The organism is Jeotgalibacillus campisalis (assembly GCF_000829515.1).
GTDB lineage: Bacteria > Bacillota > Bacilli > Bacillales > Jeotgalibacillaceae > Jeotgalibacillus > Jeotgalibacillus campisalis.
On record NZ_JXRR01000008.1, the window covers coordinates 118988 to 132754 of the forward strand.

Annotated in this window: 19 protein-coding genes; 14 read left to right on the plus strand and 5 right to left on the minus strand. The window is 42.0% G+C overall.

The features are described from left to right. Positions 1 to 34 precede the first annotated feature (34 nt). The 5 genes from KR50_RS04005 to KR50_RS04025 all read left to right on the plus strand — a co-directional run bounded on the left by KR50_RS04005 (position 35) and on the right by KR50_RS04025 (position 2926). On the plus strand, positions 35 to 1162 hold the full coding sequence (locus KR50_RS04005) for an MBL fold metallo-hydrolase (protein WP_041055196.1): 1128 nt from the start codon (positions 35 to 37) through the stop codon (positions 1160 to 1162). A 23-nt stretch (positions 1163 to 1185) separates the two neighbouring features. Next, positions 1186 to 1413 carry a sulfurtransferase TusA family protein gene (locus KR50_RS04010; protein WP_041055199.1) on the plus strand — a complete coding sequence of 76 codons (228 nt, stop codon included), beginning with the start codon at positions 1186 to 1188 and terminating at the stop codon, positions 1411 to 1413. Positions 1414 to 1478: 65 nt separating this feature from the next. Next, the gene (locus KR50_RS04015) at positions 1479 to 2258 is read left to right on the plus strand and encodes a sulfite exporter TauE/SafE family protein (RefSeq protein WP_041055201.1); all 780 of its coding nucleotides are present in this window, start codon (positions 1479 to 1481) and stop codon (positions 2256 to 2258) included. Between the two features lie 281 nt (positions 2259 to 2539). After that, positions 2540 to 2683 carry a small acid-soluble spore protein N gene (gene sspN / locus KR50_RS04020; protein ID WP_408606139.1) on the plus strand — a complete coding sequence of 48 codons (144 nt, stop codon included), beginning with the start codon at positions 2540 to 2542 and terminating at the stop codon, positions 2681 to 2683. Between the two features lie 21 nt (positions 2684 to 2704). After that, positions 2705 to 2926 carry a hypothetical protein gene (locus tag KR50_RS04025; RefSeq protein WP_041055205.1) on the plus strand — a complete coding sequence of 74 codons (222 nt, stop codon included), beginning with the start codon at positions 2705 to 2707 and terminating at the stop codon, positions 2924 to 2926. Between the two features lie 95 nt (positions 2927 to 3021). Here the strand turns inward: KR50_RS04025 and sspK are convergent, their stop codons facing one another. Beyond that, a complete protein-coding gene (gene sspK / locus KR50_RS04030) occupies positions 3022 to 3189 on the minus strand; it encodes a small, acid-soluble spore protein K (RefSeq protein ID WP_041055207.1) in 168 nt (55 codons plus the stop codon). A gap of 141 nt (positions 3190 to 3330) precedes the next feature. On the opposite strand from sspK, the gene KR50_RS18200 reads away from it, so the two are divergent. Then, the gene (locus KR50_RS18200; protein ID WP_084215485.1) at positions 3331 to 3465 is read left to right on the plus strand and encodes a YpzI family protein; all 135 of its coding nucleotides are present in this window, start codon (positions 3331 to 3333) and stop codon (positions 3463 to 3465) included. Positions 3466 to 3523: 58 nt separating this feature from the next. Here KR50_RS18200 and KR50_RS04035 read toward each other — a convergent pair whose 3' ends face one another. After that, the gene (locus KR50_RS04035; RefSeq protein ID WP_041055209.1) at positions 3524 to 3979 is read right to left on the minus strand and encodes a DinB family protein; all 456 of its coding nucleotides are present in this window, start codon (positions 3977 to 3979) and stop codon (positions 3524 to 3526) included. Positions 3980 to 4117: 138 nt separating this feature from the next. Here KR50_RS04035 and KR50_RS04040 point away from each other — a divergent pair, with 138 nt between their 5' ends. Next, a complete protein-coding gene (locus KR50_RS04040) occupies positions 4118 to 4531 on the plus strand; it encodes a potassium channel family protein (protein ID WP_041055210.1) in 414 nt (137 codons plus the stop codon). A 29-nt stretch (positions 4532 to 4560) separates the two neighbouring features. Next, a complete protein-coding gene (locus KR50_RS04045; protein ID WP_041055211.1) occupies positions 4561 to 5373 on the plus strand; it encodes an MBL fold metallo-hydrolase in 813 nt (270 codons plus the stop codon). A gap of 325 nt (positions 5374 to 5698) precedes the next feature. On the opposite strand, the gene KR50_RS04050 is transcribed toward KR50_RS04045, so the two are convergent. After that, positions 5699 to 5953, minus strand: coding sequence for a GlsB/YeaQ/YmgE family stress response membrane protein (locus KR50_RS04050; protein WP_041055212.1), 255 nt, complete (start codon positions 5951 to 5953; stop codon positions 5699 to 5701). Between the two features lie 119 nt (positions 5954 to 6072). Between KR50_RS04050 and KR50_RS04055 the strand changes: the two genes are divergently transcribed. The 3 genes from KR50_RS04055 (at position 6073) to glsA (ending at position 8059) form a co-directional block, all read left to right on the plus strand. After that, positions 6073 to 6336, plus strand: coding sequence for a hypothetical protein (locus KR50_RS04055; RefSeq protein ID WP_041055213.1), 264 nt, complete (start codon positions 6073 to 6075; stop codon positions 6334 to 6336). Between the two features lie 124 nt (positions 6337 to 6460). Next, positions 6461 to 6874 (plus strand): hypothetical protein, encoded by a 414-nt coding sequence (locus KR50_RS04060; RefSeq protein ID WP_041055214.1) that lies wholly within the window; start codon positions 6461 to 6463, stop codon positions 6872 to 6874. A gap of 219 nt (positions 6875 to 7093) precedes the next feature. Then, the gene (glsA, locus tag KR50_RS04065) at positions 7094 to 8059 is read left to right on the plus strand and encodes a glutaminase A (protein WP_041055216.1); all 966 of its coding nucleotides are present in this window, start codon (positions 7094 to 7096) and stop codon (positions 8057 to 8059) included. Positions 8060 to 8106: 47 nt separating this feature from the next. On the opposite strand, the gene KR50_RS04070 is transcribed toward glsA, so the two are convergent. After that, entirely contained in the window at positions 8107 to 9303 is a 1197-nt protein-coding gene (locus KR50_RS04070; RefSeq protein ID WP_041055218.1) for a cytochrome P450 family protein, read from the minus strand. A 260-nt stretch (positions 9304 to 9563) separates the two neighbouring features. Between KR50_RS04070 and KR50_RS04075 the strand changes: the two genes are divergently transcribed. Then, on the plus strand, positions 9564 to 10772 hold the full coding sequence (locus tag KR50_RS04075) for a Bcr/CflA family multidrug efflux MFS transporter (protein ID WP_041055220.1): 1209 nt from the start codon (positions 9564 to 9566) through the stop codon (positions 10770 to 10772). A gap of 50 nt (positions 10773 to 10822) precedes the next feature. Here KR50_RS04075 and KR50_RS04080 read toward each other — a convergent pair whose 3' ends face one another. Beyond that, positions 10823 to 11923: a citrate synthase/methylcitrate synthase gene (locus KR50_RS04080; RefSeq protein ID WP_041055223.1), complete on the minus strand. Its 1101-nt coding sequence runs from the start codon at positions 11921 to 11923 to the stop codon at positions 10823 to 10825. 119 nt (positions 11924 to 12042) lie between these two features. Here KR50_RS04080 and KR50_RS04085 point away from each other — a divergent pair, with 119 nt between their 5' ends. After that, positions 12043 to 12921: a LysR family transcriptional regulator gene (locus tag KR50_RS04085; protein ID WP_041055225.1), complete on the plus strand. Its 879-nt coding sequence runs from the start codon at positions 12043 to 12045 to the stop codon at positions 12919 to 12921. A 253-nt stretch (positions 12922 to 13174) separates the two neighbouring features. Further along, entirely contained in the window at positions 13175 to 13738 is a 564-nt protein-coding gene (locus KR50_RS04090) for an isochorismatase family cysteine hydrolase (protein ID WP_041055228.1), read from the plus strand. The last annotated feature ends 29 nt before the right edge of the window (positions 13739 to 13767 follow it).

A 13767-nucleotide genomic window follows, 5' to 3' on the forward strand; every position in this document is an offset into this window, starting at 1 on the left:
TTTTAAATAGAAAAATACCATAGGGGGTACTAAAATGACTGTAACACCAATGATGGCGAAACAGCTTGCACAAAAAGTGATACGCAAAGAGCCAATCTTTGTTTTAGATGTGCGAAATCATGACAGTTTTTCGGACTGGAAAATAGAAGGTGAAAACGTTCAATCCATCAACATTCCTTATTTTGATTTGCTTGATGGGGTGGAGGAAGTGATGAAAGAACTTCCTGACGATCGGGAAATCGTCGTGGTCTGCGCCAAGGAAGGTTCATCCATCATGGTAGCGGATATGCTTGCTGAAGAAGGGAAAGACGTCTTTTATCTGCAAGGCGGAATGAAAGCATGGAGTGAACATCTTGAACCCGTTAAAGTAGGCGATACGACTCAAGGGGGCGAAATTTATCAATTTGTCCGTCTAGGCAAAGGATGTCTATCCTATATGGTTCTTTCAAATGGAGAAGCATCGTTAATTGATGCTACTCGTATGACAGACGTGTATATTGAATTTGCTCAATCAAAAGGAGTAAAGATCCAGCATGTTCTTGATACTCACTTGCATGCAGACCACATTTCCGGAGGCAGAAAAATAGCGCAGCAAACAGGAGCCTCCTATTGGCTTCCTCCAAAAGATGCTGTAGATGTGCCTTATTCTTATGAAGCATTAGAAGAAGGAAAAGTAATCACGGTTGGTTCGACCACCATTCACATACAGCCGATTTACTCACCAGGACACACGATCGGTTCTACATCTTTTATTGTGGATGATGCTTACCTGCTATCAGGCGATATTCTTTTCATCGATTCGATAGGACGCCCGGATCTTGCGGGCTTGGCAGAAGACTGGGTAGGGGACCTGCGCGAAACACTGTACAGCCGATATAAAAATCTCTCAGAAGAACTAATGGTCCTGCCCGCACACTTTATGATTATGGAAGAGTTAAACGACAATGGAAGTGTTGGGAAAAAATTAGGACACTTGCTCAGCGAAAATCACGGATTGAATATTGAGAGCGAAGAGGAGTTCAGACAAAAAGTAACCGGTAATCTTCCGCCTCAGCCCAATGCCTATCAGGAAATTCGTGAGCTTAATTTAGGGAAAATCACAAAAAATGAAGAAGAGCAGCGTGAAATGGAAATTGGTCCAAACCGCTGTGCGATTCGATAAAAGATAATAGGAGGAGTTTAAAAATGAACGTTTCAAAAGTATTAGATGCAAAAGGGTTAGCTTGTCCAATGCCAATTGTAAAAACAAAAAAAGCAATGGCAGATCTTCAATCAGGTGATATTCTAGAAATACATGCAACGGACAAAGGCGCAAAAAGTGACCTTGTAGCATGGTCAGCCTCTGGCGGTCATGAACTTGTTGATAGTGCGGAAGATAATGATGTATTTAAATTCTGGATTAAGAAAGCATAACATCGAAGGAGAAGAAATGGGAGAGGCCTTTTGGTTCTCCCTTTCTATTTAGGGAGTGAGAAGCAATGGATTTTGAATTTATTTTAATCATCTTTTTAATCGGCTTCGTCGGCTCGTACATTTCGGGTATGCTCGGTGTTGGGGGTTCTATAATTAAGTACCCGATGCTTCTTTATATTCCGCCGCTCTTTGGTCTTGCAGCGTTTAGCGCGCATGAGGTAGCGGGAATCAGTGCAGTTCAGGTATTTTTTGCCACGATTGCAGGTGTCTGGGTCTACCGTAAAGGAGGATACCTGAATAAAAGTCTGATTGCCTATATGGGTGTCAGCATTTTAATCGGTAGCTTTATCGGCGGCTACGGGTCGAAACTGATGCCGGAGGATGCTATTAATATTGTGTATGGTGCACTCGCATTAATTGCAGCTGTCATGATGTTTATTCCAAAAAAAGGACTGGATGACATCCCGCTGGATCAAGTACGCTTTAACAAACCGCTTGCGGCTATTTTAGCATTGGTTGTCGGAGTGGCTGCCGGGATCGTCGGAGCAGCCGGAGCGTTTTTGTTAGTGCCAATCATGCTGGTTGTGCTAAAAATTCCAACTAGAATGACCATCGCCTCTTCGCTGGCTATTACGTTTATTTCATCGATTGGGGCAGCCGTGGGTAAAATCACCACGGGTCAGGTCGACTATTACCCGGCGCTTATCATGGTGGTCGCAAGCTTAATTGCTTCACCTTTAGGAGCTATGACAGGAAAAAAAGTGAATACAAAGCTATTGCAAATCGTCTTAGCTGTTCTTATATTAGCAACAGCTGTTAAAATATGGACCGATATCTTGTTTTAATTTATCAAGTGGCTATGACATAACTGAAAAAAAGGCAGTATATATCATTAGTATAAGGTGAGCGGAGCGGAAGGTGGCGACTCCAGCAGGATATGACGGTTGCTTGAGACCCCGCAAGGCAAGCCTGAGGAGGGCTCAAGCGCCGTCCCTGCGGAAAGCGTCCACCTGAAGTGAAGCGAACCGGTCAAAGAGCTTGAGACTTATGTCCCAAGCTCTTTTTTGTGCAGAAATAATTGCTACCTATTTTTCACCTTCAACCGGGCATATTACACAAGTAGGGGGTGAGTCTTTTGAGTAATCCAAAGAAAAACAGCAAAGCTTTTGTACCGGAGCATCTAGGCACACAATCTAAAAATGCAGCGAAAACAAATAAAGGGAAAATGCTGGACAAAACGGGCAAAGAACCTGACGTTACAAACGGTTAAAATCACTGGAGGGATTTTTATATGAACAAAGGTCAACAGCAAAATGGAGAACATCGTGCAAAAATAAAAAAAATGCAGGAAATGCTGAACAATACTGAGCAAAATATGAAGGATACCGAATTTGCCATAGAGCACGCAGACACTGCTGCCGGCAGAGAAAAAAGAAGAGAAAAAAATGCCATGCGTATGGAAGCAGTCGAAGATACACGCCGTGAAATTGAAGAAGAACGTTCTAACCTGTAAGATCTTTAAGAACAGCCGGTCAATGCGGCTGTTCTTTTATAATTCGGCATAAAAAGAAGTGACTCAAATCTGCAATGGTTTGAGTCACTCTTTTTTTAATGGCTGTTATCTAATGTACGTTCGCCGGATGCTTCCATTCTTTCTTGAGGGTGGGTATTGATCGTGCCATCTGCCCGTTTAGAAGCAAATTGTGATTTTGCCCTCGCTTTTCCTGCTTCACCCTTCATCGTCATTTTTGGAAAGTCTTTTGCTTTATTGCGCATGCAAATTCCTCCATTCTCAAAAGTAGTAAAGCTTTCTTAGTGTGGATGATTGGAGAATAATTATAACCATTAAAACATGGCAATAAAAATCAGAATAACATGGCTGCTTGAAGGAGAAAGTATAAGCAGGGGGGATGCAGAATGGGAAAAGACAGACAGGAAAAAAAGCTGAAAAAACAAAAGAAAGTACAGTCGGACCGGGACCAGGCTCTTCACTACCCTGGAGCGGCAGGCTCTGAAAAAGATGGTTCAAGGTCAAGGGTCATAGAAGAATAAAGATTCAAGGACTTTTCACAATAACAGGCGTTCCACAGAATATGTGGAACGCCTGTTATTAACGTGCAATAAAAAATGGAAGATCCTTCGCGCCAGTCAATCGTGCGTAAGTAAATAGTTGTCCTTTATGGTGAATCTCATGGTCTTTTCCACTTTCAAGCAGTGCATAGCCTGGCATGACAGAGCCAAAAAATTCTACGTTTTTTTCCAGCTTTTCTTCAGAAAGAGATTTTAAATCAGCAAGTGTTTGTTCCGTTGCTGCTTGCAAGTAGTCCTGCAGCTCTGAAATAGAGTCTATTTTCTGGTTCTTAGAGGGAGGAGTCAGCTCTCCGTTTTGCACTGTTTGAATAAACATACCTGTAGAATCAGCAGTGTGCTGAACAAGCTCGGATACAGACATTGCATCCTCCCAAGGTCTGAAATGGAGATGTTCATTATCGATCACTTCAACAAGTTCAATGAGTGCCTGTCTGTGACTTAACCATCCCGCCATCATTTGATCAATTTTAGCCATACGAAACCCTCTTTCCATTTTTAGTTGATATTGCGAGTATAAACGAAGTGCGGTTTCATTTCCAAAAATCCGCTTGCGTGAATGTTTTTCATCTGCCTAATGGGGAATGGGAAGAATAGGGAAAGGGCGGTATTACTCATGGCTTCTACCTTATTAATAGGAATCACCATTGTGTATCTTCTTATTACACTTTATTATTTTTTTACAAACAAGTCTTTTACACATAGTTACTTCAGTCCAGTGCTATTTTATAAATTATTCTTTGTTCTTTTAAGCTTAACGGTAGGCTTTGGTCTTCTGTATTATCTATTGTCCATTAACGAACAGATCTTATCGATTAATGATCCGAATGGAGATCCGGTTGAAAGAACATTTGCTAATTATCTTTATTTCAGCGGTGTGACTATTCTGGCTGTAGGCTATGGCGACATGGTGCCTGTAGGGGCAGCACGATTTTTCTCCCTTATACAAGCCAGTCTTGGCCTGCTGCTGCCGACTGCTTATTTTATGAAGGCATTAAGTTCTTCAAAGGATGAAGAGGATAAAAGTTAAAAATAGATAGGAAAAGGAGCGGTTTGCAAATGGATAAATTAATACCTGTATTGTCTGTTAAAGCAGGAGATGGACAGGATGTTGCCTCTGACGTTTTTATATATACCAATCAAGTGGTCAACCTCTTTTTTGTAACCATTGATCCAGCAGCCAAATCGTGGGTGCTGATCGATGCAGGGATGCCCAAATCAGCTGAGAAGATAAAAAAAGAAGCAGAAGAACACTATGGAAAAGGAACGAAGCCTCAAGCGATCATCTTAACACACGGTCATTTTGATCATGTAGGAGGGGTGGAAGAGCTTGCGGAGGAATGGGATGTGCCTGTTTACGCACATTCATTAGAAATGCCTTATCTTACTGGCATGCAGGATTACCCCGAACCCGATCCATCTGTTGATAAAGGACTCGTAGCAAAAATGTCACCTAAACTGTTTCCGAATGAAGCCATAAATTTAGGGGAGAGAGTGCAATCTCTGCCAGAAGACGGCGCAGTGCCGTTTATGCACGAATGGAAATGGCTTCATACCCCCGGGCATACTCCGGGCCACATCTCTTTATACAGGGGACGAGACCGTTTCCTTATAGCGGGAGACGCATTTGTGACGGTTAAACAGGAATCGCTTGTAAAGGTGACGATGCAGAAACTTGAAATTCATGGCCCGCCCAAATACCTCACGATGGATTTTCAAGCTTCATGGGATTCTGTGCGCGTTTTAAAGGAGTTAAATCCGTCTATTGCTGTAACCGGACACGGGAAACCAATGGAAGGCCAAAAGCTCACTGAGAACCTCCAAAAGCTTGCCGATGAGTTTGAAACCATTGCGATGCCGGATCGATCATAACGAGGTTTAACAAGTCGTTCCTTCGATCTGTATTGCATTATTATGCGGAGAGATCAGAACTTAGAAAAAGCCTGTCCACACGAAAGTAGTTTTCGTGTGGACAGGCTTTTTTATAGGGCTAATGATAACCGTTTTGTCCATTAGCAGAGCTTGATGTTTTTCCTTTAGGCTTTTGCTTGCTGTTTTGTTTTGTACCGCCGTCTTTATTTGCTTTATTGTGTGAGCTCATGTAAGTCCACCTCCTGCATAACTGTTTTTATTTTCTCCTTTTAAGTGGAGAACTATGCTGGTGAATGCAGGAAGCGGCCTTGGCCATTAAGTCCAGTTACTTATTCTTTCTCATTGATTTTAAAATAAAGCTGACAATCAGAATAAGGATGATGGCGCCAAGAAGTGCCGGAATGATCGCGATATCAGCAATTTCAGGTCCAAGATCGCCTAAAATCATATCACCAATCCATGCACCGATAATACCGGCGATGATGTTCCCGATGATGCCGCCCGGTATGTCTTTTCCTAAGATCATACCCGCAATCCAGCCTATCAGACCGCCGACAATTAAATACAATATAAATCCCATTCATATCCCTCCTAACTAATTTTTATGTTTTAGCATTTCCGTCTCCCCCTTCATTTATGTATGTATACATAGAAGCAGACCGCCGGGGAAAGCTATATAAAAATAAAGGGGGGACAAAGATGAGATTCATTCGAAATATATCGTATGCCATGGCATTTCTATTGCTTTTAACGGCTTGTAATATAAATGATTTAAGTGAATCACAAAAGCAGCAGCCAGGTCATCAGAAAGAAGGAAGTGCCAATGTTCTTGAAAGAGACAGAGAAATTCTCGATAACCGGGATGATGGCACGGCGATTGAGTTAGATGAAGGCGGAACAGAAGCGCAAAATGACCCATGGGATGGGATTGGCGGAAAAGAAACAGATGAGGTTAGAGAATAATGTTAGGACAGGCTGCCGTGTGAAGATTAGGCAGCCTTAATGTGCGATAGGGGTGTAAACATTGCTGAAAAGTAACCGACATTAAGGAAAGGGACAAAAAACGGTTAAAGGGGAATGGGATCCATTGAATTATTTTTCAGCAGAAACGGTCATCCAGAAGAGCGGAAGGTCCAATCAGTTTACGTTAAGCTATACAGGACCTGAGCAGCTAAAAGATGAATTAATTGAATTCTCGAAACAAAATCATTTACATATTGGGTACGAAAAACAGGTGTCTATTTTTTCAATCGTACGCAAAAAACTTTTAAGAAAAGGCTTTTCTCCCTTCTATGAAGTCCGCCTCCATAACAACAAAATCGAAGACCAGTACCACTACCCTCATGTGATTTCTGTTCAGCAGCTTATATTGGATCACGTCCATGTCAGCCTTGCAACCTCTCAGGAAGCGAGCATTTTAAAGGGAAAAATCCTTCTGGAACTTGAAGAACTCGCGGGTGCAGTAGAGGGCGGTGCATTGGTGTTAAGTAAGTCGAGCTAAAGTGCAAACCTATAAAAAACGAGATTTTGCTTCACCCCCTAAAAAGAGCGGCCAGCAGAAAGATGCAAATGGCTGCTTTTTTCTCATGAGCTTTTTTTGAAGTAGTCCATCTGCCTAAGTTCAATGTGTGAATTTCACAAATGTGTTTCATATTCGTGCCATGAGTCAGATGTTTTAGGGTATAGATAAAAAGGACAAAATTAATTCAGGGGGCCATTCATGACAAAATTATCGAATGAATATATTGAAGAAGTAGTAAAGGCGTGCAGACCTTTTGCTTCTAGAGGATCTGTGGTGGATCACATACCAGGATTGGATCAATCACATCTGACAGACCTGGGAGTAACGATTGTAACACTAGATGGAGATGTTTTTTCTGCGGGCGAAGATCATAATGATTTTTCATTTCAAAGCATCTCGAAAGTCATTTTGCTCTTAATGGCTCTTGAAGATTTCGGAAAAGATATTGTGTTTCAAAAGGTTGGAATGGAGCCAACGGACGATTTTTTTAATTCCATTTCTAATCTTGAGGATTATGAAGGGCAGAAGCCATACAATCCGCTGATCAATTCTGGAGCAATCGCTACAGCCAGCATGATCAAAGGAAGCTCAACGGAGGAACGGTTTAAAAGATGTCTGGATTTTATTCGTAAAATCACGGAGAATAAAAAAATCAGCATGAATGAAGCTGTGTACGAATCGGAAGTGAAAAACGGCGCACGTAACAAAGCGCTTGCTTACTTTATGGAAAGTACTGGTGTGTTATCCAGTCAGGAATCTGACGACGCACTTGATCTGTATCACCGCATAAACTCCATAGATATTAATTCCCTTGCTTTAGCAAAAATGGGTTGCTTCCTATCCAATCATGGAAGACTCATCGGTTCAAAAAAGCAGCTGATCAGCCCTGAGCATGTTCGCACCGTAAAGGCAATTATGCTTTCGTCAGGAATGTATAATGAATCGGGCTCATTTGGTGTAGAGGTAGGTTTCCCGCTGAAAAGCGGTGTATCCGGCAGCATTGTTGGTTCTGTGCCGGGACAGATGGGCATAGGAATTATTGGTCCTGCTATTAATAAAAAAGGAAACAGCGAAGCAGGAGGAGAGGCTCTTCGTATTCTTTCCAGAGATTTAAAATTAAATATTTTTCACGACAGCAATGTGAAAAATCTGGATATTAAATAAAAAGGCGACAGCCCCATGAACCGTTTGCGGTTTCATGAGGCTGTTTTTTATAAATGAACGTTCAGTTCCTTTAATCCTCTTAATAAAAACTGATTTATCCATTCTGGCTGCTCTTGACCCGCCATGCGAATGGAAGGGAAAGCGGATAATAGAGAATTCAATGCGATTTTTCCCTCAAGTCTGGCAAGAGGTGCTCCCAGGCAAAAATGAATACCGAAGCCAAAAGCCATATGTCCGGCCTGCTCTCTAGTAACATCAAAAGTTTCCGCATCAGAAAACTTTTCTTCGTCCCGGTTTGCTGAGCTTAAAGAAGCCAGAACGAAATCTCCCCGTTTAAATGTTTTTCCATGAAACTCCATTTCTTCTTCTGACCATCTGGCTGTAGAAAAATCAACAGGACTGTAAAAACGCAGTCCTTCTTCTATCGCTGATTCAATAAGTGAATGATCCTCCTGAACGGCCTTTAATTGATCAGGATGCTGAAAGAGAGCGTACATCGTGTTGGCGATTAGGTTTACTGTGGTTTCATGGCCTGCAATAATCAGGAGAACAACCATTGAGTAAAGCTCGTCTCTATTTAATTTTTCCCCATCTGCTTCTGCCTGCAGAAGCTTAGAGATCAAATCATCTTTCGGCAGCTCTTTGCGTTCTTCAAATAAGCGAGTTAAGTATTCAATAAAATCCTCTACATCCTGAGCGAAATCAGTGGTTAAATTATCAGAAGCTGCCAGTATCGTGTTGGACCATTTACGAAATTTATTGCGGTCTTCAACCGGCACCCCGAGCATTTCACTAATTACGATAATCGGAAGTGGAAAGGCGAAATGAGTGATCAGGTCGACCGGACCTTTTTGGTTTTTCATTTCGCTGATCAGTTCATCTGCAATGACGTTCATCCTCGGCTCAAGTGCTTTAATGGTTTTCGGATTAAAAAAAGGCTGGACAAGTTTTCGGAGTCTGGTGTGATCTGGCGGATCTGCATCTAGCATCATATTGCGAAAGATCCGTATAATTTTGCCTTCATCTCCTTCAGCTTCTGGAGTGACGAAGATTTTTGATTGATCTTTAATAAAATTCGGACTTTTGAGAAGCTCTTTAACGTGGTCATATTTTGTGATCACCCAAGAGGTCTGTCCATTTTGCTGGTTCATGGCAAACACAGCGTCAGATTGGCGGAGATGGCGGTAAAAATCATAGGCACCTACTTTAAAATTTGAGGTATAGATCGTTTCCATTGTTTCCATCTAGTATTCCTCCTCATCTATCTGATCAAAGTATAAAGGATAGTGAGAAATGCTTCAAACAAAATATGGTAATTCGTTGCGGGTTATGACTTTTGTATGATACGTAGAAAATGCTAGAAAATTTATGAGCATGGAACGTGCAATTACTAAAAGATAAGAGGATAATAGCGTACGAAATAAGCTGTTAAATAAACTGAAATTCAATTAATATGGCTGGCTAGCCAATTCTATTTGTTTTTCTATAAGAAAGGTCGCTAGATATGAGTCTATTATCCGGGAGAAAACGTTTGCAGTTTGCATTCTTATTAGGAACATTAGGTGCGCTGGGTCCTCTGACTATCGATATGTACCTGCCTGCGTTTCCTATGATCGCAGCGGAGCTTCACACCAGTGCCTCGGCTGTTCAATTAAGCTTAACTGCCTGTTTGCTGGGTCTTGGGCTGGGACAGCTAGTAATGGGCCCATTAAGTGATGTACATGGGCGGAAAAAACCGTTAATTATTGGTTTGATTGCGTTTTTACTCGCTTCTCTTCTCATTTCGTTTTCACCGAATATCTATTTTTTAATCGGAGCACGTTTTCTGCAAGGCTTTTCTGCCGCGGCAGGAATCGTCATCTCACGAGCAATTGTGCGGGATGTTTACAGTGGACGAGAGTTAACAAAATTCTTTTCCCTCCTGATGTTGATTAGTAATCTTGCGCCAATCTTAGCGCCAATTGCCGGGAGCGGAGTACTTTTATTTACAAACTGGCAGGGTGTATTTATTCTCCTTGCTGTAATTGGACTGGTTTTGGCAAGCACAATCTTCATCCGGTTTGAAGAAACGCTGCCGGCTGAAGATCGTGTGCCGAGTAATATTGGACAGACGATGAAGAATTTCAAATCCCTGCTCACGGATCGTCAGTTTGCAGGTTATGCACTTGCGCAGGGTCTGATGATCGCCGGCGTATTTGCTTACGTTTCAGGGACTCCATTTGTTTACCAGAATGTTTACGGGGTTTCGCCTCAGCAATTCAGTTTGCTGTTTGGAATGAATGGATTTGGACTGATCATCGGAACTCAATTGGTTGGCCGCCTGACTCATGTCATATCTGAAAAAACGTTCCTGCTCATTGGTCTTTCCCAGGCGTTCATCGTCAGCACCGCTCTTGTCATTGCTGTGCTTCTGAACGGACCTTTTATATCATTAGCCATTCCGTTATTCTTTTTTGTAATGTCCATCGGAATTGTGTCAACATCCAGCTTTTCACTTGCCATGCAGACACAAGGGCATATCGCAGGAAGTGCCTCAGCACTACTCGGTCTTCTGCCGTTCCTGCTGGGGTCTATAACAGCACCGCTCGTAGGAATTGCGGGCGAACAAACTGCAGTTCCAATGGGGGTTATTATGTTTACCACGAGCAGCCTTGCCTTGCTGTCTTACTTTGGTCTTGCAAGAAGAGGCGAGAAGAAGCGAAATGCAATTTAGCAAGAGATAAGGTAGTGCTTCACAGTACAAAAGGGGCCTGGCCCCTTTTGTCAGCTAAAGGGAACAGGCCCAGTGTAGAGGGATTGTGGACGGAAAATACGGTTGTTGTTTGATTGTTCGATGATGTTTGCTGTCCACCCGACCATTCGGCTTGCTGTGAAGGTTGGGGTGAACAATTCAGCAGGAAGGTCCACCGCTTTTAAGATCGCAGCAGCGTAAAATTCAACATTTGTGTAGAGCTTTCTGCCAGGCTTATAGTGATCGAGCAGACGAAGGGCTGTTTCCTCTACATAATAGGCAAGGTCAAGCCATGGATCTTCGCCAGCGAGCTGTTTAGTCATTTCCTTCAGTGCTTCAGACCTTGGATCGGTTGTTTTGTATACCCGGTGGCCAAAGCCCATCAGTTTTTCGTGGTTTTCCAACTTCTTTTTGATCCAGCTTTCTGCTTTTTCCTTTGTCTCAATCTCGTTCAGCATCTGTGTCACTTCACTTGGCGCTCCACCGTGCAAAGGACCTTTCATGGCACCAATGGCACCAGCTGCACTAGAGATCAGGTCTGATTCTGTAGAGGCAATGACTCTTGAAGTAAAGGTGGAGGCGTTCATGCCATGTTCCATTGTTAAAATGCTGTAAGCGGTCAATGCTTTAATATGAGTATCAGTTGGCTGTTTGCCATGCAGCATATATAAATAGTTTGCGATGTGATTAAGGGAAGGGTCCGGTTTAACGGGCTCTTCTTTTTTTAAATAGGCAGCTCTTGATGTAATGATGACTGGGATAACCGCTGTCACCACGATGGCCTGGTCAACGGTTGGCGGCCAGGAGAAGAATGGGCTTTCAAGTGCAGAAACGCAAGTTCGAATCACACTCATCATAGACATCTCTGCAGGAAGCGCTTTTAAAATAGTGATGATATGCGGAGGCAATGTTCGATGCTGTTTAAACTTTTCATTGAATTTGATGAGTTGATCAGCATCAGGTAAACTGCCATGCCAAAGCAAGTGACACACTTCTTCAAAAGAGGACGTTAAAGAAAGTTTGTTTGCCTCATACCCGCGATAAATCAGCCGGCCATTTTGACCATCGACCAAACTGATCTTCGTATCAGTGGCGATAACACCTTCAAGCCCTCTGCTCCATTGTTCATTCATTGAAACCACTCCTTTTTTTATCTTCCTACGATAACTATACAGGCGGTTAATGATTATTAAAAATAGTAATTTAGTGAGATAATGATTAAGAATCTTAATCTATTTATGGGGGCTCCTTTATGAATATAAGCTGGCTAAAAACTTTTATTACTGCTGCTGCCTGTGAAAATTTTCATCAGACTGCGGAGCTTTTATATTTATCTCAGCCAACTGTGACAGTTCACATAAAACAGCTTGAAAAAGAAACCGGGATCGAGCTGTTTCAGCGTAAGGGAAGAGTGGTGCGTTTAACGACTGCGGGGAGGACGTTTCTTCACCACGCAAAGTCAATTGTGCTGGAAGTAGAAAAAGGACAAAAGAAGATGGAACAGTTTCGGCAAGGATACAAGAAAACATTAACGTTGGCCGTTTCTCCGCTTATCGCCTCTTCTTACCTCCCATATTGGGTGAATACCTATACGAAAGAAAATCCTGAAGTTGAGGTCATGATTAAAGTAGTGGAATCGAATATTATTAGTGAGTGCATTGAACATGGAAGGGCCGATCTTGGTTTGTCCAGAATGAAAACAAACCAGCTTGGATTAACGTGCGAAAAATTGTATAGTGAACCGCTTATGGTCGTGGCTTCTCATGACGGGCGTGAGGAAGAAAACGCAGCGCCTCTTGAACTTGAAGAGGTAATTGAAAGCAACTATTTAATCACGCATAATCACCCGGAATACTGGGAGGAAGTTCTGTTAAAAATGAAAAGTCTTTACCCATCCACTAAAACGATGAGAATATCCCAGGTTCATGTCACGAAGCGTTTTATTGAGGAAGGAATCGGCTTTTCAGTCCTGCCGCAATCCATAGTGCGCCGGGAGCTTGCTGAGGGCAGAATGCTGGAAGTGTTTACAGAGAAAAAAATGAACCTGCCTTATTCGGCCACTTATTTAGTTCAAAGGGATGGATTAACAGAGGGAAAGACATTCGAAAATGTGGTAAAAAGACTAATTTAACTATTTTTACGAAAGTAGATTTGAACTTTTACACTAGTAAAAATGAAAGTCTTCTATCTTTTCTAACGTTTAGTATGGGCAAGGCAGGATTCATTTCAGTGCCTGAAATGAGCAGCATAGGGACTTTGAGTGTTTTAAATCGAGCGTATGTGGGATTTTTAAGATTTGCCCGAAAATTCATCTTATTGCGTTTTACAATGTGGGGTTTGGAGGAATAATATAGAAAATGGTATTTTATAAGGAGTGGAAATAAATGAGCCGTTCTAATACAGCTATGTTAATTATTGATATGATGAATAAAATGGATTTTGAAGGCGGAGAAGATCTGCTTAAGCACAGCATCCCGATGGTGGACCGTTTGGTTGCTTTAAAGGAAAGAGTAAAAGGAAAAGACATTCCTATCATTTATGTCAATGATAATTTTGGCCAATGGCAGGATAATGCTGCAAATATAATTGAAGAATGTATGAAAAAGCCCGGAAAAGAGGTAGTTGAAAAAATTCTGCCAGAAGAAAATGACTACTTTATTATTAAGCCGAAGCACTCAGGTTTTTTTGGCACTCAACTCGATATCCTGCTCCACCAGCTTGGCATTGATAATCTTATTTTAACCGGTATTGCGGGGGACATCTGTGTGCTTTTCACCGCTAATGATGCGTATATGAGAGAGTATAATCTCTATGTACCGAAGGATTGTATGGCTTCAGAAAAAGAAAGTGACAATGAAAACGCCATACAGATCATTAAGCGTTCCCTGATGGCTGATACAACGGAAAGTACAGAGCTTGATTTAGATTCTTTTGTTCAAAAAAAATAAAGACAGTGAAGCATTTAAACCCGTATACA